Raw genomic sequence first — 17,910 nt, 5'->3', positions numbered from 1 at the left:
CAGATAGACCCGTGACCAGCCGGGGAAGTGTTCGCGTCGGCCGCCTGTATGCCGTCGCCGCCGCGGTCGCACTTGCGGTGGGGTTGCTCGCACTGCCGCCCGCCGCTGCCGCACCCGTGCCGGAGTTGCGGTGGGGGTCGTGCCCGCCGATCCATGACGCCCTCCCGGCGGCGCGGTGTGCGACGGTGCAGGTACCGCTCGACCATGCGAACCCGGACGGTCCGACGATCGACATCATGATCAGCCGGCTGGCGGCGCGGGACCCGGCTCGTCGTCGCGGCGTGCTGATCGGCAACCCGGGTGGGCCCGGTTCGGATGCCATCGGGATGTTCTCGCGATTGCCGGTGCCCGACGACATGCGCGACGAATGGGACCTGGTGGCCGTGCAGCCACGGGGACTGCTGTCCGCGACGCCGCTGAAGTGCCGGCCCGTCTCGGACTCGGAGCAACTGGCCGCGCTCACCGAGGGCGGGGCGCTTCAACGCAGGCGGTGTGCCGCGTCGACGCCCGCCTACCTACGCACCATCACGACCGAGAACACCGCCCGCGACATCGAGGCCGTACGCCGACTGCTCGGCGAGCAGAAGGTGAGTCTCTACGGCATTTCCTATGGCACGCTGCTGATGTCGACGTACGCCACGCTGTTCCCGAGGCACACCGACCGGCTGGTGCTGGACTCGGGGGTGAACCCGGCGCTGGTCTGGAATGGTGTGCCGGCCTCGCAGACGCAGGCGTTCAAGCGCCGGATGAACGAGATGATGGCGTGGATCGCAAAGCACGACAACATCTATCACCTCGGTCGCACTCCACTGGCGGTGTACCACCAGTGGAGTGCCGAGATCGTCGCCGAGTCCGGTGTCCCACCGTCGCTCGCGGCGCCACCGGCGCAGGTCGGTGATGTCCCGCCCGGACTACGTACGGTGACGCAGCAGTATCTCGCGGGTGTGAATCTCACCGCTGACACCCGCGCGCGAGTCGAGAATCTGATCGTGACCCTGACCCGTCCGGGCGTGCAGGCGAACTCGTTGTTGCTCGGGATCACTCGCATCGCCGCCCCGGACCGCAACAAGTGGCCGTTCTTGGCGATGCGGATCAACGGTCGCTCTCAACCGAAGGCCGAACCCGACCCGGAGGTTGTCGCGATCCTGACGAGCTTGCAGGACCTGCAATCGGTGATCATGTGCAACGAGAACCAGGTCCCCGCGCAGCCTTTTCAGCTCCCGGCGTCGGCGTTCATGAACGCCGTGGTGGGCGACGTCTTCGACGGGCCGGGCCTGTACTACCAGTCGGGCATGGCCTGTACGGGCGCGCCCGCAGTGACGACCCCGGTGGCGTTGGCCAACAAGAACCTCGCTGTGCAGCCGCTGCAGATCCAGGCGCGCGATGACGCGCAGACCCCCTACCGGGAGTCGCTTGCGCTGCAACGGCTGATGGGCAGCCATCTGATCACCGTGGGCGGCGGCGACCACGCACAGCTGGGGCGGTCACATCCGCCGCTCGATCGCGCGATCGTCGACTACCTGCGCACCGGGACCACCTCGGTGACCTCGGTTCCGGAACCCCCGATCACCGCGTCGCTGACCACACCGCCCAGGACCGGGATCGGGAGGCTGTGATGATGCCGGACGTCGCCCGGGCACTCGACGAGCTCGCCGCAGAGATGGACTCGGGGATCGTCGCCATCGACGGACCGTCGGGTGCCGGGAAATCGACGGTGGCCGACGCCTTGGTGGCCCGCCTGCGTGAGCGCGGCACGGGGGTGCAGCTGATCCGCACCGACGACTTCGCCACCTGGGACAACCCGGTCGCGTGGTGGCCGGAGCTGGAAACCGACATCCTGCAGGCCTTCGTCCGGCGGCACGACTACCACTACCGTCCACGGGTCTGGCACGACGGCGTGGCCGAACCCGGCCGGCTGGTGTGGCTGCGGTGGGAACCCCTGCTCGTCATCGAGGGGGTGTCGTCGGCGCGGCGCCGCATCGCGCCGCGCCTGACCCATTCGCTGTGGCTCGACGGCGGCTCCGCAGCCGAACGCCTCGAACGGACGGTGGCCCGCGACGGCGAGCAGTCGCGGCCGATGTTGCAGCGGTGGCAGCAGTTCGAGCGGGGCTGGTTCGCCGTTGATCGGACCCGGCAACGCTCCCGCGTGTTGGACTGACCGATCCCGGCGGGCGTTAGGGTGGGCCATGGTCGGTTACCCGACGATCGCCGCACTCGACGCCGACCTCGTCGAGTGCCGCGCCTGTCCGCGCCTGGTCGAGTGGCGGGAACAGGTCGCGCGGGACAAGCGGGCGGCGTTCGCCGACCAGACCTACTGGGGTCGGCCGGTACCGGGCTTCGGGCCCGCCGATGCGCGGGTGGTGATCCTGGGTCTGGCGCCCGCGGCACACGGCGGCAACCGCACCGGTCGGATGTTCACCGGTGATCAGAGCGGCGACGTACTGTTCCGAGCGCTGTACGACGTGGGGCTGGCGAGCCGGCCCACCGCGGTGTCGGCCGACGACGGGATGCGCTTGCACGGGGTGCGGATGACCGCACCGGTGCATTGCGCACCACCACAGAACAAGCCGACCGTCGCCGAACGCGACCGGTGTGCCGCGTGGCTCGACGCCGAACTCGCGGTGCTGCAACCCACGCTGCGGTCGGTGGTGGTGCTCGGGGCGTTCGGATGGCAGGCCGGGCTACGCGCCTTCGCCGACCTGGGGTGGATTGTCGACCGACCGAGACCGAAGTTCGCCCACGGCGCCCGCACGGTGATCCGCCGCGACGGGAAGGAGCTGGTCATCTTCGGGAGCTATCACGTGAGTCAGCACAACACGTTCACCGGTCGCCTGACGCCGACGATGCTGGAAGATGTGCTGACCGCGGCGGCCGAACACGCCGGTCTGTCGCCGGAGCGTCCCGTCGCGATTGACGAGTAGGCTGCGATCGGCGGTGACATGCGAGGAGCGGGGGTCGACTCATGAAGAACGTGCTCGCCAGATGGCTCGGGCGCCACCCGGATTCCCGCTGCCGCTGCGGTCACACCCGTGAAGCGCACACCCACTACCGAACCGGCACCGACTGCGCCGTCTGCGGCCAGACGTTGTGCGCGCGGTTTCGGCCCGACCGGTCGCTGCGCTGAGGTCACCGGACCTCGGCGAGTTCCCCCTGGTCTTCGCAACCCCTCTCTGAACTCATGGAGGGTATGGAGATTTCGGGAGGAGGAACCGCGTCAGCCCCGACGGCCGGCAGCCAGTCGTTCCGTACGCAGCCGGTCCACCTCGGGCAGGTTCAGCGGCGTCAGCGCGTCGGTGCCCATCGCCCGCGCCAGCAGGTGATCGGCGAGTTCCGGGTTGCGCGCCAGCGCGGGACCGTGCATGTACGTGCCGATCACCGAGCCCTGCACCACGCCTTCGGTGCCGTCGCCCACGCCGTTGCCGACGCCGTGCCGCACTCGGGCCAGCGGGCGGGCATCGGCGCCGAGAGTGCTTCCGCCGCGGTGGTTCTCGAAGCCGGTTAGCGGTGCGGTCAGTCCGTCGATGGCGGGTTCGGTCACCAGTTCGCCGATGCTTCGGGTCGCCTGCGGTGACGTCGTCAGATCGAACAGCGAGATACCGTCCACCCGTTCGCCCGCCGACGTCTCGTACCAGTGGCCGAGCACCTGGATCGCCGCGCAGATCGCCAGGACCGGACGGCCGGCCGCGGCTGCGCGCTGCAGACCGGGGAACCGGGTGAGATGCCGGGTGGCCAGTCGCTGCGCATAGTCCTCGGCGCCGCCGAGGGTGTACACGTCGAGCGAATCGGGCACCTCGTCGTCGAGGGTGATCTGGATGATCTCCGCGTCGATGCCGCGCATCAGGGCGCGCTGGCGCAGTACCAGAGCATTGCCGCCGTCACCGTAGGTGCCCATCACGTCGGGCAGGACGAGGCCGATACGCAGTGTGGATTCGCTCATGACTCTGCCCTTCGGGCACGTTCGGCCCGCTCGAGGGCGGTGCCGAGATCGCGGAACGCGGTGTAGTTGGCCAACACCTCCACCCGTCCGGGTGGGCACGAGGCGATCGCCTTCATCGGGTCGGCGATGGTGGTGTGCTCGGCACCTGCATACAGCAGCCGCACCGACAGATCTGCTGCACGTTCGCCCGCAGCGACCACCTGCATCGTCTCGAACGCCTCGAACCGCACGTCCCACAGCCACGAGAGGTCCTCGCCGTCGGGGACCTGCCCGTTGACCGCGATCACCAAGCCGTCGGCGTCCTGGTCGATCATCGACAGCGCTTCCTGCCACCCGGCCGGGTTCTTGGCCAGCAGCGTGCGCACCGAGTGGTTGCCGACCTGATGGATGCCGTAGCGACCGGCGACCTCGCCGACCGTACCCACCGCGGCCACCGCCTTCGCCGGGTCGGCGCCCATCGCCACCGCGGCGGCCACCGCCTGGGTGGCGTTGCCGCGATTGGCCCGCCCGGGCACCGACAGCGTCATCGGAGCGCTGAATCCGTCCGGGCCGTAGATGTTCTCGTCGTCGAACCACCAGTCCGGGGTGGGGCGGCGGAAGTTCTCGTCGCCGGTGGAACGCCAGTCGTCGCCAGAGCGGACGATGGGTTCGCCGGTGCGTGGGCAGCTCACCGAGTCGCCGACCCAGCCGGCGCCCGCGGCCACCCACACGACGTCGGCGGCGTCGAATGCGGCCGAGGCGACGAGTACGTCATCGCAGTTGGCGACGATGGTCATCGACGGATGTCGGGCGATGCCCTCGCGGAGTCGCCGTTCGATCATGTTGATCTCGCCGACCCGATCGAGCTGATCGCGCGACAGGTTCAACATGACGAGAACCTCGGGATCGACCGCGTCGCTGACGCCCGGCACGTGCAACTCGTCGACCTCGAGGGCGCAGATGATGGCGGGACGGTGCAGGGTGAGGGTGGCGATGATGCCGGCGTCCATGTTGGCGCCGTCGGCCTGGGTGGCCACGTCGCCGAGCTCGGACAGCGCGGCCGCCGTCATCCGGGTCGTCGTCGACTTGCCGTTCGTGCCGGTCACCAGAGCTGAGCGTTTGCCGGCCGCCAGGCGCGCCATGATGTTCGGATCGATCTTCGCAGCGACCAGCCCACCGATCATCGACCCCTTACCGCGACCTGCGGTTCGCGACGCCCAGCGGGCCGCCGACGCGGCAGCCAGCGCCAGGGTGGTGCGCATCGGGACACGGGTGCGGTCGGGCATGGCACGAGTCTGACACAAGCGCCCGTCGGCAGCGTGCTCGTACGGCGCCGGTACGCTCACGGGCGTGAGTCAGGCCACAACGATGACGCCCTCGGTCCAGACCCGCCTCCAGCGTGCGCTGATGCGCGGCGCCGGACGTATCCCGCCGACACTGTGGCAGATCATCGGCCAACGGGGTCGGGTGAACGCCGACGGCGACCGGCTCGCCCCGGAGATGGCATTGACCGGGCTGATCGCCCACAAGATGCCGGCGTTCGCGCTGGGCGGCAAACCGGTGGCACAGGCACGCGCCGACGTCACCGAGAATGCGGCGACGCTGGCCGAGAGGCTGCCCGCGATGGCGGTCGAGGAGGACCTGGTCATCGACGGGCCGGCCGGCGCGATCCCGGCCACGCGCTACCGGGCCCAGGTCGACTCGGCCGGACTCGTCGTGTTCTTCCACGGCGGTGGATTCGTGGTGGGCGACCGGGCCAGCCACGACAACCTGGTGCGTCGACTCGCCCTGTCGACCGGTGCCGACATCCTGTCCGTCGACTATCGACTGGCTCCCGAGCATCGGTTCCCGGCCGCGGTCGACGACGCGGTCGCCGCCTGGCGTTTCGCCGTCGACAAGGCACCGCACTGGGGTGTGTCGACCGACCGTCTCGCGGTGGCCGGCGACAGCGCGGGTGGCAACCTGGCCGCGGTGGTGAGCCAGCAGGTGCGCGACGACGCGGTCACGCCCTGCCTGCAGATGCTCATCTATCCGGTGGTCGACTCGACCACGAAGCGGGCCTCACGCCGGGAGTTCGCCGAACGGCACTATCTCACCGACGAGCAGATCGACTGGTACCTGGACACGTACGTGCCCGACGAGGCCCACCGCGCCGACCCGCGTGTGTCACCGCTGCTGGCCGACGACCTCGCCGGACTCGCACCGGCGTACGTCATCGTCGCCGGCTTCGATCCGTTGCGCGACGAGGGCATCGCGTACGCCGACCGACTCAAGCAGGCCGGTGTCCCGGTGACCCTCGACCGCGCCGGCAGCCTCATCCACGCCTTCGCGAACATGACGCTGATCAGCCCGGACGCGCGTGCCGCCGTCGACCGGATCGGTGCGGCGTTGGCGTACGCCTTGCGCTGAGCCGCTCTGTGTTGCGGGTTTCGGCCGTGATCTCGGGGCGGCCAGCACCCCGGCAGCACACCCGACGATCACGGTCATCGCGCCGATCAGTTCGATGACGGTGGGCCGCTCGCCCAGCAACAGCCACGCCGCAGTGATCCCGACGATCGGCACGAGCAACGACAGTGGCGCCACACTGCTGGCGGGGTGACGCGACATCAGATACACCCACAGCCCGGAGCCGGCCACGGTGCCCAGCAGCACCGTGTAGGCAAGTCCGGCCAGCGCGAGCAGGCCGCCGGGTGAACCGAGCGTGGTCAGCGATTCGACACCGGCGGTGGGGCCGTCGAACACCAGGCTCATCACGGCGAACGGGATCGGCGGCACCACCGACATCCACAGGGTCATCCGCAGTGCGTTGTCGAGGCGGACGTCGGGGGCGGGCCGCGCGGGCGGGTGTTGGGCGGCCAGACGGCTGCCGATGTTGCCGAAGGCCCAGCCGAGGCCACCGAGCACGGTCAGCACCATCGGCACGAGTGCCCCGACGCCGAGCGGGTCTCCGCTGACCCGAGCGACTGCGATGACCACCATCCCGGCGACCGCCACGATGATGCCCAGCACCTGGAGCGGCGCCATCCGCTCGCGCAGGAACAGCACACCGAGCAGCACGGTGAACGGCGCGGATGTCTGCAGCACCAGCGACGCGAGTCCCGTCGGCATCCCCAGGTGCATGGCCAGGAACAGGAAGGCGAACTGGACGAACCCGAATCCGCAGGCGTACAGCAGAAACCAGCGCAGGTGGACGTGCGGGAAGGTGACGAACGCGATGACCGGAATCGCCATCACCGCGAAGCGCAGCGCTGCGCAGAAGAACGGCGGGAAGTGGTCGAGGCTGAGGCGGATCGCAATGAAGTTCAGTCCCCAGAGCGCCACCACTGCGAGCCCGAGGAGCCGGTCGCGGTTGGTCATGACGACCATCGTCGGCACAAGTTCGATCAAGAACAATCGAATTGTTATGCACCTACAATGAAGTTCTACTTCATTGTTTCGGTGGTATGGTCACCGCCAGCCGAGGGCGGGCGCCACGTGCGTCAGGATCGATTCGATCACGTGGGCGTTGTAGTCCACGCCGAGCTGATTGGGCACGGTCAGCAGCAGGGTGTCCGCGGCGGCAATGGCCTCGTCCTCGCCCAACTGCTCGATCAGCTTGTCCGGCTCATCGGCGTAGCTGCGGCCGAACCGCGCGACGGCGTTGTCGATCACGCCCACCTGATCGTCGTCGGAACCGCCGCGGCCGAAGTACGCGCGGTCGAGGTCGTCGACGATCGCGAAGATGCTGCGGCTCACCGACACCCGTGGCTCACGGGTGTGTCCGGCTTCGGTCCAGGCCTTGCGGAACCGTTCGATCTGTTCGGCCTGCAGCTGGTGAAACGGTACGCCGGTGTCCTCGGTGAGCAGCGTCGAACTCATCAGGTTCATGCCTTGCTGCGCAGTCCATTCCGCGGTCGCGCGGGTGCCCGCGCCCCACCAGATGCGATCACGCAACCCGGGTGATTGCGGTTCGATGGGCAACAGCCCCGGCGGGTTCGGGAACATCGGACGCGGATTCGGTTGCGCGAAGCCGCCTCCCGAGATGACCTGGAGGAAGACGTCGGTGTGGTGGCGCGCCATGTCGGCGTCGGTCGAGCCCTCCGGTGGTACGTAGCCGAAGTACTTGTAGCCCTCGATCACCTGCTCGGGCGATCCGCGGCTGATGCCGAGCTGCAACCGGCCGCCGGCGATCAGATCTGCCGCACCGGCGTCCTCGGCCATGTACAGCGGGTTCTCGTAACGCATGTCGATGACGCCGGTGCCGATCTCGATGCGGTCGGTCTTCGCGCCGATCGCCGACAGCAGCGGGAACGGAGAAGCGAGCTGTCGGGCGAAGTGGTGCACGCGGAAGTAGGCGCCGTCGGCCCCGAGTTCCTCGGCGGCAACCGCGAGGTCGACCGACTGCAGCAGTGCGTCCGACCCGGATCGCACCTGCGATCCGGGTGCATCCGACCAGTGCCCGAAGGACAGGAATCCGATGTTCTTCATGACCGGTAAATGATACTCCGGTCCGCTTTATTCCGTGCGCTGGTTCCGACGTAGGTTGAGGGGGTGGATGTGAAGCGGCTGCGGTTGCTGCGGGAGTTCGCCGACCGCGGGTCGATCGGAGCGGTGGCCGACGCGATGCACATGACGCCTTCGGCGGTGTCGCAACAACTGAAGGTGCTGGCGAAAGAGGCAGGCGTGGACCTGCTGGAGCAGGATGGCCGCCGCATCCGGCTGACCGACGCCGGTCGCGCGTTGGTCTTGCGGGCCGACGAGGTGATCGCCGCGGTGCAGCGGGCTCAGGAGGAGATGGAAGGGTACCGGTCGGGGGCCACGACGGTGCGGCTGGCGATGTTCCCGTCGGGTGCAGCGCTGTTGTTGCCGGGCGTCCTCGACCGCGTGGTCGGGTCCGGCGTCGAGGTGGCGGCCGCCGAACTCGACGTCGGTTATCCCGATGCAGCTCCCGCGCTCGCGGACTTCGACATCGTCGTGACCCATCGTGACGAGCGCACGCCACCCGTACGGGAACCGCGGGTCGAGGTCACCGAACTGATGCGGGAGCCGGTCGATGTGGTGGTCGCCGCCGGTTCCGAGTTCGCCGATCGCGGCGAGGTCGCGGTCGGTGACCTGGCCGACTGCGACTGGATCAGCGTGGAAGGCGGTTTCCCCGTGGACGACGTGCTGCTGTCGATGTCGGCGATCACCGGGGTGGCGCCGCGGGTGACCCAGCGCATGCTCGATTTCGGCACGATCCAGTCCATCGTGGCCGCCGACCACGGCATCGCACTGATACCCCGCTTCGCGGTGCGCCACCCCGGGGTGAAGCGGCTGACGCTCAAGGGAGTTCGCGCGGCCCGCGTCTACGAGGCGCTGACCCGACCGGGACGTCGGCGGGCGGTGGCCGATGTCGTCGGTCACCTGGCGGCATCTGCGGCGGCCGTCGGCCCGACGTGATCTGGGAATCCTGCCGGGATACGCCGGCAAGATGTCGCAGCTTCCGTCGGCACTGATCGCGCAGGGCCTCGCGTTCGTCGGATGCCAGGTGCCCGACGATGTCGGAACGACCGAGTGCCTCGGTGATTCGCCGATAGAACGTGATCGGCGCGGTACCGAACTCGACGAAGACCAGGTCGTCGGCGCCGTCGAACGGCATCCATCGCAGGGCATGGTCGATCATCGCCCGCAGATGGCGGTCCATCGGGACGGTCATGACGGCTCCTCGTTCTCGGCAGTGACTGCTGCGCGGAGTCACTATGGCGTAGATCACACCGATGGCGGGAGGGTTGCAGGGGGTTGCGCGTCTCGTCCGCAACGCACTGCAACTCTGGAGCGCGGACTACATGACCGGTCAGGCCGTGCTGATCGACGGTGGTCTGGTGGACCGCTGACCGGTCACGAGTCGTCGGTGAGGCCGGCGTCCCGAAGGGTCTTGTCGATGAACGTCTGAAACGCCCACGCGAGCGTCTCCCGAGAGCGGTGGCTGCCGTTCTCGTAGCCCACCAGCAGATACATGGCCGCCGTGGCGTAACGATCGGCGTCGGTTCGATCTCCCAGCACCTCGAGATAGGTGTCGGAGATGAACCGGCGCCGTTCGGCGTCGGCGTCGACCTGGACGGCGCGCACGTCGGGGTCGTGTTCGGCCCACACCCGGATCGCCGCCTCGGTGTCGTGGGGCAACCGCATCGCGATGTCGGTGAGGAACTGCAGGCGCCGGACCGGATCGGTCACCGTCCGGGCTTCGGCGATCGGGCGCCGACTCTCCTGTTCGCGCCAATGGCGGATGAGTGCAGCCGTGTACGCCGGCCAGTTCGGAAACGCGTGATAGAACGAGCCGGTGGTGGCGCCGACCACCTCGCATACGGTGGCCAACTTGAGTCCTGCATGCCCTCGATCTGCGAGAACTCGCAGTCCCGCATCCAGATATCGGACCTGGGCCGAATGGGACGGCGTACTGGCCTTCTTGTCGGTGGACGTCACAGGGTCAGTGTAGATGTGACTGCTTGCACAAAACCATAAGTCGACTTACGCTTGCTGCATTCGGACAGGAGAGCGCAGTGAGCACATCGAACCGCAATACCGGGCTGGACCCGGAGACCCAGTACACGCAGATCTATCGGAACCTGTCGACCTATGAGTTCCCGTGGGACATCAACCAGTCGCTGAGCTTCGCACTGTTCCGTACCTACGCCGTCCCCAGCATCGGTAACCTGCTCGACCGCACCGGTGCGTTCACGCAGCAGACGCAGAAGCGCTACGACGACACCGCGATCCTGCTCGAGGTGCCCCTCGTCGAAGGGTTCGACAGCGCTTCCGGCAAAGCCGCCATCCGCCGGATCAACCAGATGCACAAGATGTACGACATCTCCAATGACGACATGCGGTACGTGCTGTCGACGTTCGTGGTGGTCCCGGTGCGCTGGCTGGCGCAGTTCGGCTGGCGCGAGCTCACCGACACCGAGCGACTCGCGATGGTGCGCTACTACCAGGATCTCGGACGGCACATGGCCATCAAGGACATCCCGGACACCTACGAGGAGTTCGAGACCCTGATGGACACCTATGAGGACAAGCACTTCGCATTCGACGCCGGTGCGCGGCGCGTCGCCGATTCGACGATGGATCTGATGGCCTCGTTCTACCCGTCCGTCGCCAAACGTGGGGTGAACATCTTCAGCCGGTCACTCATGGACGAACCGTTGATCACCGCATTCCGGTATCCGGAGCCCGGTCCGGTCGCCCGAGCGCTGTCGGTGGGCGCACTCAAGGCCCGCGCCGGGCTGCTGCGGTTCTTCCCGGCCCGTCGCAAGCCGGCGCTGGTGCAGAACATGCCGCGAATCCGGTCCTATCCCAACGGATACGACATCGAGACGATGGGCACGTTCGCGCCGGGGTGTCCGGTGCACGTCGAGTAGCGCAGTACGCATGTGCGCGCCGACAACGGCAACTAACGTCGACCTCAACCCATCGGGGATGAGGAAGGCTCGCCATGCGCACACGACACGATGTCTGGCGGTTGACCCGCGACGACGGTGATTGGCCGGAGGTGCTGGAAGCCTATCGGTCGGCAGTGCGGGCCATGCGTGATCTGGACCCACCCCCAGGCGGGTCGCCCACCGAGCCACGGTCGTGGCAGTTCCAGGCGGCGCTGCATGGCCGAAACCGCGCAGACGGCCGCCCCGACACCCGCCACGGCTGGAGTGCGTGTCAGCACGGGAGCTGGTTCTTCCTCGCCTGGCATCGGATGTATCTGGCGGCTTTCGAACTGCTCATCCAGGGCTTCCTCGACGACGACGACTGGTCACTGCCCTACTGGTACGCCATCGACCCCGACGACCCGGCCGGTGCTGCGCTGCCACCGGCTTTTCGAGATCCGGCGGCGGACAACGAGCTGTTCACCGCCGAGCGCTCTGCGGAGATGAACGCCGGCCGACCGCTCGACGGACTCGACTTCCTCGCACCGGCCGTGCTCAGCGCCCTCGGCGACGACGTGTACGCGACCGACGACGGGACCAACTCGTTCGGCGGCGGGCGACGCGACCGGCCGGCCTACAGCGGGGGCGAGCAGGGGTCGCTCGAAGACGCCCCGCACGGCAGCGTCCACGTGCTGGTGGGCGGTGTCATCACCGCCGCCGACGGCACACCGCTGCGTCGCGGCTGGATGGGACAATTCGACACCGCGGCACTCGATCCGGTGTTCTGGCTGCATCACGCCAATATCGACCGGCTGTGGCAGGTGTGGCTCGACATCGATCCCGACCGCACCAACCCAGTCGGCGAGAGCGCTTGGCGCGACACGCGTTTCACCTTTCCCGCATTCGCCGGCGGGGACGTGTCGTGGTCGATCGGCGACGTCGTCGACACCCGGGCGCTGGGCTACGTATACGAGAGCAGCGCAGCGCCGTCGGCGATCGCCTCGGTTGCCCGCCGCGGCCCACTGGAACGGATCGAGGTCGCATCGGGTCCGCCACGCGATGGTCGGCCCGAGGTCGTCGGCGGAGTCGTCGACGTGCCGCTCTTCGACGACACGGCCACGACCATCGAGATGGCGCGTCCCGCCACCCGCGGACTCGAATCGCTCGACGAGCGGCGGGTGCTGTTGCGGCTGGAGGGCATCACCGGCATGGTGTGCGCACCGCTCTACACCGTGTACCTGAACATTCCCGCCGGTACGCCGGCGGCCGACTTCCCGGAGCGCCTCGCCGGCACCATCGCCACCTTCGGGGTCGCGGAGGCGTCGGTGCCGAGTCGCGCACAGGACGGCACCGGGGTCACCAAGGTTCTCGACATCACCGCGGTGCGGGATCGGCTGCTCGCCGACGGTCTGTGGGACCCCGACACGGTGACCGTCCGCTTCGAACCGGTCGGCCCGACCGGTCCGGCGGTGCTCGGCGACGGCCCCGCAGATACCGCGACCACACCCGACATCCGCGCCGCCCGCGTCGTCGTGGTGCTGGCGTGACGGTGAAGCGTTGACCCGCGCGCTGGTGGTGTGGCCCACGCCCGCGCCACGGCTGCTGGTGTACACGTCAGCGGTGGTGGCCGGTGTCGCCGTGCTGGCCTGGCATGCCGGCGCGCACCACGCGACGCCGATGGCGCGCGACGGTCCACCGCTGACGACGCTGGGCGTCGCGGTGATGTGGTGGACGCTGATGGTGATCGCGATGATGTTCCCGCTGGTCGCCGACGACGCGGTCCGTGTGTGCGAGGCCGGTTTACGGTCCCGTCGACTGCCATCGCTGGTGGCCTTCCTCGCCGGCTACCTGGCCGTGTGGGTCGTGATCGGCGCGCTCGGCATCAGCGCGGCGAGTGTTCTCTGGCCGCACGGTGCGCCGACGGCCGCCGTCCTCGCCATTCTGCTCGCGGCCGCCGCGTGGCAGCTCACACCGGTCCGGCGCCAGACCTTGACGCGTTGTGGTGGAAGACCGTTCGTCGCGGTGACCGGATGGCGGGCGCTGGGTGATTGCGCTCGCCACGGCCTGGTCAGCGGCCGGCGCTGTGTGATCACCTGCGGCGTCGCGATGCTCACGATGGTGCTGATTCACAGCCTCATCGTGATGGTCGTCGTCTCGGCGGTGCTGTACACCGAACGTCGGGTCGGCCCGAATCCGGATCGGCGCCACAACGGGGTCGAGTCATTTGCGCTGGTTCTCCTCGCCGGCCTGGTCGGTTGGTGGTCGCTGCGCAACGTCGGTCCCTTACCGTGACCAGCGGACCCGGCGGATCCCGGGCTCACCAGTGCGCGTCGCCCAGATCATCGAGCGCGGCAGCCGATTCCAGTGCTGCGGGCATGGTGTCGGCGGTGCGTAGAGTCGCCATCCCCAGCCCGGTCCGCTTTTCCAGCTCGGTGATCGGGGTCTGATACACGGTGAGTTCGTCGAGGTCGGCGAACGACTCCGGGCCGGTGGCGAGCGCGGCGTCCAGCGCCGTGCCCTGGTCGGCGAGGAAGCCGGTGGCACGCAGCCGCCCGTCCTGCACACGCGCGACGATCTTCCAGAACTCGCGCGGGATCGCGACCTCGCGGTAGCGCGGATCGTCCACGCCGAACACGGGTCCGGTGACGACGATGATCCGCGCCCTGTCGGTGGCCGCGTTACGCAGCGCGTAGTTCTCGATGCCCTGCCACAGATGCTGATTGAACGACGAGATCTGTGGACAGCAGTTGGTGAAATGGAAGGTGTCATCGGCGGCACGTTTGGCGGTTTCGGGACTGCCCCAGGCCGGGTCGAGCCGGCGCACCAGATGGCCGCGGTCGAACACCCGGGGCCGCTGCGCAGCGAACAGGCTCTGATCGAGCTGAGCGTGCTCGGGGATGCGCGGATCGGTGTACCAGACCTCGGCGGCCTCGACCGCGCCGGTGCGCCGATTGATGCTGCGCAGCCGGCGGCCGTCGACGTCGACGATCGTGAACAGCGGCATCCGTCGCGTCGCGTGCACGACCAGTGAGAAATGGTGATACCGCAGCAGAGTCGACGCGGCGGTGGCTCGTCCACCACCGGGCACCGCGCATTCCTTCAGCAGTGCCGCAGACAGTTTCGGCGGCCCGACGCGGACCGGCAGGTAGTCGTCGTGGTGTCCGCGGCGGTCGTCGTAGTGCTTGTCGGGAGCATCGTTGCGTTCGAGGGGGATGGAGTCCACGGCGGCGGGGACCGCAGCCGGTGTGGTCGCCTGTGGGCGTGCCCCGGCCGCGATGTCGGGTCGTCGGGAGTCCTGGGTGATGACCAGTTGTGGGAGCCGGAGATCGCCGGCCGCGATCGTGACGGTGGGTGCATCGGCGATGTCGGCCATCGTGGGCTCGCGAGCGCCCACGCCGCGACCGGCCGACACGGGTGGAGTCATGCCTGTGGTCGGCGGATTGAGGGCTTCCGCCAACAGGTTTCGGCGTCCTGGGGGGAGAGTGTCGTGTACGCCGCGCAGCGCCGTGACGATCGCGCTGATCCGGATGCCCTCGTTGCACTCATCGGGGACCGGTCGGCCGTCGTCGAGTCGGGTGTCGTTGTGTGACCCACCGGCGTGGTGCAGGGCCACCAGATCGAACTCGTCGTTGAACACCGGACTGCCACTCGAGCCGCGTAGCGTGTCCGCGGAGTAGTAGAGGGTAGTGCCCTTGCTGCCCCGGCCGAGCACCCGATTCTCGCGCAGCGCAATCTGTTTGAAGTCTCCGTCGGGATGCTGCACCACGGTGACGAAATCACCTTCGGCGTGTTTGTCCCCTGCCGACGACAACGCGGTCCACCCGAAGGTCGCGAGATCGCGGTCACCGGTGAGCCGCGGGCCCACCGCGACGAGACTGACATCGAGCTCGTCGACCGGGCACGTCCAGAAGAACGTGGAGGGATCCAGCCGGTACTCGCTGACCGGTTCGGGCAGATCATCCACCCCGAGCTGGTAGTCGAACTGGATGCTGCCGCCGGCCGCCACTGCGTCGGATTCGATGACGTGGTGGTTGGTGAGGAACAGGTGCGGCGACACCATGACCCCGGTCCCGCGCGGGCGGCGCCGGTCGTCGAGAACGCGGGCGACCGCCGCCGCCGAGGTGCGGGCGAGGTCGAGGAAACAGATGGGCACGTAGTCCGGGGTGGCACCACCGACCAGCGCCTCGAGGGTGTCCCGGTTCGCGGGCGCGACGAGCGCGGCAACCTTCTGCTTGGTCATCGGCGCCAACTCGCCGAGCACGGAGGCGTCGCCGTCGGCGAGCCTCGTGACCTCGGTGTCGCTGAGGTCACCGTTGGTGACGGCGGCGAGCCTACGCTGCAATCGTGCGGGGTCGGATTCGGCGAACAGGGTGACCATGACCGCAACCTCCGGATCGGGTGTGATCCCCAGGATCGCGGAGTCTGCGCCGCGCCACATGCGTAGCGCACTACCCCAATCACGTTGCGTCGAGACGCCACGAACTACGGTCGAGACGCCACGAACAAGGTCAATACGCCATGAACAAGATCTCGTCGCGGCTGTAGTCGTGCCCCGGGTGATTCTCCTTGAGATGCTCGCGGACCTTCTGCACCAGATCGTCCTCGTCGGTGCCCTTCATCGCCTCGCCGCACGGGCAGTTCAGACGCGTCTTCGGTCGGTTCATACGGTCCTCACCTCGGTTGGCCGGTGCGCGGTGTGTCCCTGCGCAGTGTGTCCGGACTACTCGCGCGAGCGTACCTGTGACGCGCATCTCACGGGAGGGCCCTGGGGTCGAACACCGCCACCAGAGCGACGGCGCAGGCCATCGCTACTGTGGCCATGTGACGCATTGTCCGAACGGAGGAGTCCCGCAGCCGCTGATGGTTGGGAGCCCTACATCCACGGACGGTGTGTGACACGTGCGTCGATTCCGATACTCGACACCGTTCGTACTGCTGAGTGCCGTGGCCCTGGTGGCGTCTGCGCTGGTCGGCGCACCATACGCCGCCGCGCACTCGGCCATCGGTGAGCCGGGTCGGGCGATCGCGCTCTCCCAGCTGGGGCAGTGGGGCGGTCTGGACCGTGTCGTGCGGCTGTCGTATCTGACCAAGGACGCGCGCGGTGCCGTGGTACCCGCGAGCGGCATCGTCCGGCTCCCCGACGGTCCGCGGCCCCGCGACGGATGGCCGGTCGTCTCGTGGGCACATGGCACCTCCGGACTCGGGGAGAGCTGTGGGCTCGCGGACTCCGACGATCTGATCCGGTCGACGGCGCCGGTGGTCGAAGCGCTCACCGACGCGGGGTATGCGGTGGTGGCCACCGACTACATCGGGCTCGGCCCGGACTCGCTCGGCCCACACGCCTACCTGCACACCCGGTCGGAGGCGACCGCCGTCATCGACATCGTCAAAGCCGCCCGCACCGTGGTCATCGGGCTCTCGGACACGTGGGCGGCGGCCGGATCATCGCAGGGTGGCCATGCCGCATTGGCGGCGGGCCACTACGCCGACAGATATGCGCCCGAACTGGACTTCCGCGGCACGGCGGCGTTGGCCCCGGCATCGAACTTCGAGGACGTCATCTGGTTGATGCGCCCCGGTATCCCCGCGTTGCCCCGGGCGATGTCGGGACCGCTCGCGGCCATCCTGGCCGGGATGTCGGCCAATCAGCAGGATGTCGACGTGGCGTCCTACCTCTCCGATTTCGGCAAGCGTGCCGTCGACGAGGTGGGTCGATCGTGCGGTCCGAACTGGGAGTCGATCCTCGACGGCAAACGGCCGGACGCGCTGTTGTCGAAGCCACTCGGCGACGACGCCTTTCGGGACGCTCTCCGCGACTACATGACGGTGCCGGTGGCCGAGCAAGGCGGACCGATCCTCATTGTGCACGGACTGCGCGATATCACCGTGCCCATCCCGATGACCCTTCGCTTGTTGCGCGAGTTCCGTGAGGCCGGCACCGACTATGAGCTCGAGACGATCAACACCGATCACACCGACCTGCGTGCCGACGGCGGAATGGACGATGTCCTGGACTTCCTGGACCGGGTGATCCCCGCCGGATGACCGCACCCGGGTTGGGGATCACCGGGTCGCGGATCACCCGGTTGGGGGGCCGTCGCGGTCAGCTCAGCGCCTTGGCCTTGAGCGACTCGAACTCCTGCTGATCGATCGTGCCGGCGTCGAGAAGCGCTTTCGCATCCGCGATCTGGTCGGCCGACGACTTACCGGCCACCGACCGGATGTAGGCGTCGGACTGCTGCTGCATCTGGCTCTGCGCCTCGGCGGCGCGTCGCGACATCCCCGGCCCGCGAGCGATCAGGTAGACCAGTGCAGTCAACCACGGGATGAAGATCAGCAACACCATCCACACGGCTTTCCACCAGCCGGACAGTGCCCGATCCCGGAAGAGGTCGCTGATGATCCAGAACAGCATCATCAGATAGGCCACGAAGATGAAGATCACCACCGTGTACCAGATGAAATCCCAGAACGAATCCCACATGTCGTCACTCCTTGAACGCGGCGGCATGGCGATGCCGCAGACGGATCGTCAGGCCAGCATGCCTGCTGCGAACCCACTGGGGATCACCTGGAACGGGTGACTTCGTCTCGTCGTCGCCGATTCACCCGTCACGG

The 17,910-nt window shown here is 68.3% G+C and carries 16 protein-coding genes and 1 pseudogene; 9 read left to right on the top strand and 8 right to left on the bottom strand.

The features are described from left to right. Window positions 1–11: 11 nt before the first annotated feature. Genes NWF22_RS08550 through NWF22_RS08540 form a run of 3 tightly spaced genes read left to right on the top strand, consistent with a single transcriptional unit; the run spans window position 12 to window position 2,921 of the window. Complete coding sequence (locus tag NWF22_RS08550) at window positions 12–1,616, top strand: alpha/beta fold hydrolase (RefSeq protein ID WP_160903982.1); 1,605 nt, start codon at window positions 12–14, stop codon at window positions 1,614–1,616. Beyond that, on the top strand, window positions 1,616–2,158 hold the full coding sequence (locus NWF22_RS08545; RefSeq protein ID WP_160903981.1) for a uridine kinase family protein: 543 nt from the start codon (window positions 1,616–1,618) through the stop codon (window positions 2,156–2,158). Before NWF22_RS08550 ends, NWF22_RS08545 begins: the two co-directional genes overlap by 1 nt. A 28-nt stretch (window positions 2,159–2,186) precedes the next feature. Continuing rightward, window positions 2,187–2,921, top strand: a complete 735-nt coding sequence (locus NWF22_RS08540; RefSeq protein ID WP_160903980.1) for a uracil-DNA glycosylase — start codon at window positions 2,187–2,189, stop codon at window positions 2,919–2,921. Between the two features lie 293 nt (window positions 2,922–3,214). On the opposite strand, the gene NWF22_RS08535 is transcribed toward NWF22_RS08540, so the two are convergent. Both NWF22_RS08535 and NWF22_RS08530 read right to left on the bottom strand, forming a co-directional pair. Further along, complete coding sequence (locus NWF22_RS08535) at window positions 3,215–3,937, bottom strand: type 1 glutamine amidotransferase (protein ID WP_160903979.1); 723 nt, start codon at window positions 3,935–3,937, stop codon at window positions 3,215–3,217. After that, window positions 3,934–5,202 (bottom strand): MurT ligase domain-containing protein, encoded by a 1,269-nt coding sequence (locus NWF22_RS08530; RefSeq protein ID WP_160903978.1) that lies wholly within the window; start codon window positions 5,200–5,202, stop codon window positions 3,934–3,936. The genes NWF22_RS08535 and NWF22_RS08530 overlap by 4 nt, the downstream gene beginning before the upstream one ends. A gap of 64 nt (window positions 5,203–5,266) precedes the next feature. Here NWF22_RS08530 and NWF22_RS08525 point away from each other — a divergent pair, with 64 nt between their 5' ends. Further along, complete coding sequence (locus tag NWF22_RS08525; RefSeq protein WP_160903977.1) at window positions 5,267–6,325, top strand: alpha/beta hydrolase; 1,059 nt, start codon at window positions 5,267–5,269, stop codon at window positions 6,323–6,325. 24 nt (window positions 6,326–6,349) lie between these two features. On the opposite strand, the pseudogene NWF22_RS08520 reads toward NWF22_RS08525, so the two are convergent. Then, window positions 6,350–7,273, bottom strand: a pseudogene (locus tag NWF22_RS08520) (EamA family transporter); the annotation flags it as partial. Between the two features lie 90 nt (window positions 7,274–7,363). Then, complete coding sequence (locus NWF22_RS08515; RefSeq protein ID WP_160903975.1) at window positions 7,364–8,383, bottom strand: LLM class flavin-dependent oxidoreductase; 1,020 nt, start codon at window positions 8,381–8,383, stop codon at window positions 7,364–7,366. A gap of 63 nt (window positions 8,384–8,446) precedes the next feature. Between NWF22_RS08515 and NWF22_RS08510 the strand changes: the two genes are divergently transcribed. Continuing rightward, window positions 8,447–9,334, top strand: a complete 888-nt coding sequence (locus tag NWF22_RS08510) for a LysR family transcriptional regulator (protein WP_160903974.1) — start codon at window positions 8,447–8,449, stop codon at window positions 9,332–9,334. 438 nt (window positions 9,335–9,772) lie between these two features. On the opposite strand, the gene NWF22_RS08505 is transcribed toward NWF22_RS08510, so the two are convergent. Next, a complete protein-coding gene (locus tag NWF22_RS08505) occupies window positions 9,773–10,357 on the bottom strand; it encodes a TetR/AcrR family transcriptional regulator (protein ID WP_160903973.1) in 585 nt (194 codons plus the stop codon). Between the two features lie 77 nt (window positions 10,358–10,434). Between NWF22_RS08505 and NWF22_RS08500 the strand changes: the two genes are divergently transcribed. The 3 genes from NWF22_RS08500 to NWF22_RS08490 all read left to right on the top strand — a co-directional run bounded on the left by NWF22_RS08500 (window position 10,435) and on the right by NWF22_RS08490 (window position 13,584). Next, complete coding sequence (locus NWF22_RS08500; protein WP_160903972.1) at window positions 10,435–11,292, top strand: oxygenase MpaB family protein; 858 nt, start codon at window positions 10,435–10,437, stop codon at window positions 11,290–11,292. Between the two features lie 74 nt (window positions 11,293–11,366). After that, a complete protein-coding gene (locus NWF22_RS08495; protein ID WP_160903971.1) occupies window positions 11,367–12,839 on the top strand; it encodes a tyrosinase family protein in 1,473 nt (490 codons plus the stop codon). A 10-nt stretch (window positions 12,840–12,849) separates the two neighbouring features. Then, on the top strand, window positions 12,850–13,584 hold the full coding sequence (locus tag NWF22_RS08490) for a copper chaperone (protein WP_160903970.1): 735 nt from the start codon (window positions 12,850–12,852) through the stop codon (window positions 13,582–13,584). 25 nt (window positions 13,585–13,609) lie between these two features. On the opposite strand, the gene NWF22_RS08485 is transcribed toward NWF22_RS08490, so the two are convergent. Together NWF22_RS08485 and NWF22_RS08480 are read right to left on the bottom strand one after the other, a co-directional pair. Next, window positions 13,610–15,730, bottom strand: coding sequence for a DNA/RNA non-specific endonuclease (locus tag NWF22_RS08485; protein ID WP_160903969.1), 2,121 nt, complete (start codon window positions 15,728–15,730; stop codon window positions 13,610–13,612). A gap of 70 nt (window positions 15,731–15,800) precedes the next feature. Continuing rightward, complete coding sequence (locus tag NWF22_RS08480; RefSeq protein ID WP_160903968.1) at window positions 15,801–15,956, bottom strand: DUF1059 domain-containing protein; 156 nt, start codon at window positions 15,954–15,956, stop codon at window positions 15,801–15,803. A 235-nt stretch (window positions 15,957–16,191) separates the two neighbouring features. Between NWF22_RS08480 and NWF22_RS08475 the strand changes: the two genes are divergently transcribed. After that, the gene (locus tag NWF22_RS08475) at window positions 16,192–17,337 is read left to right on the top strand and encodes an alpha/beta hydrolase family protein (RefSeq protein WP_258321363.1); all 1,146 of its coding nucleotides are present in this window, start codon (window positions 16,192–16,194) and stop codon (window positions 17,335–17,337) included. Between the two features lie 58 nt (window positions 17,338–17,395). Here NWF22_RS08475 and NWF22_RS08470 read toward each other — a convergent pair whose 3' ends face one another. Beyond that, window positions 17,396–17,776: an SHOCT domain-containing protein gene (locus tag NWF22_RS08470; protein WP_160903967.1), complete on the bottom strand. Its 381-nt coding sequence runs from the start codon at window positions 17,774–17,776 to the stop codon at window positions 17,396–17,398. Between the last annotated feature and the right edge of the window lie 134 nt (window positions 17,777–17,910).

This window comes from Gordonia mangrovi (genome assembly GCF_024734075.1).
GTDB classification, from domain to species: Bacteria; Actinomycetota; Actinomycetes; order Mycobacteriales; family Mycobacteriaceae; genus Gordonia; species Gordonia mangrovi.
Note: the sequence above shows the minus strand (reverse complement) of the source record. Positions and strands in the feature narration are given on the sequence as shown.

What these genes read in the sequence shown, in the direction of transcription:
- NWF22_RS08545 (WP_160903981.1), top strand. Translation starts at nt 1,616, where the DNA reads ATGATGCCGGACGTCGCCCGGGCACTCGACGAGCTCGCCGCAGAGATG.
- NWF22_RS08540 (WP_160903980.1), top strand. Translation starts at nt 2,187, where the DNA reads ATGGTCGGTTACCCGACGATCGCCGCACTCGACGCCGACCTCGTCGAG.
- NWF22_RS08535 (WP_160903979.1), bottom strand. Translation starts at nt 3,937, where the DNA reads ATGAGCGAATCCACACTGCGTATCGGCCTCGTCCTGCCCGACGTGATG.
- NWF22_RS08530 (WP_160903978.1), bottom strand. Translation starts at nt 5,202, where the DNA reads ATGCCCGACCGCACCCGTGTCCCGATGCGCACCACCCTGGCGCTGGCT.
- NWF22_RS08515 (WP_160903975.1), bottom strand. Translation starts at nt 8,383, where the DNA reads ATGAAGAACATCGGATTCCTGTCCTTCGGGCACTGGTCGGATGCACCC.
- NWF22_RS08495 (WP_160903971.1), top strand. Translation starts at nt 11,367, where the DNA reads ATGCGCACACGACACGATGTCTGGCGGTTGACCCGCGACGACGGTGAT.
- NWF22_RS08485 (WP_160903969.1), bottom strand. Translation starts at nt 15,730, where the DNA reads ATGTGGCGCGGCGCAGACTCCGCGATCCTGGGGATCACACCCGATCCG.
- NWF22_RS08480 (WP_160903968.1), bottom strand. Translation starts at nt 15,956, where the DNA reads ATGAACCGACCGAAGACGCGTCTGAACTGCCCGTGCGGCGAGGCGATG.
- NWF22_RS08470 (WP_160903967.1), bottom strand. Translation starts at nt 17,776, where the DNA reads ATGTGGGATTCGTTCTGGGATTTCATCTGGTACACGGTGGTGATCTTC.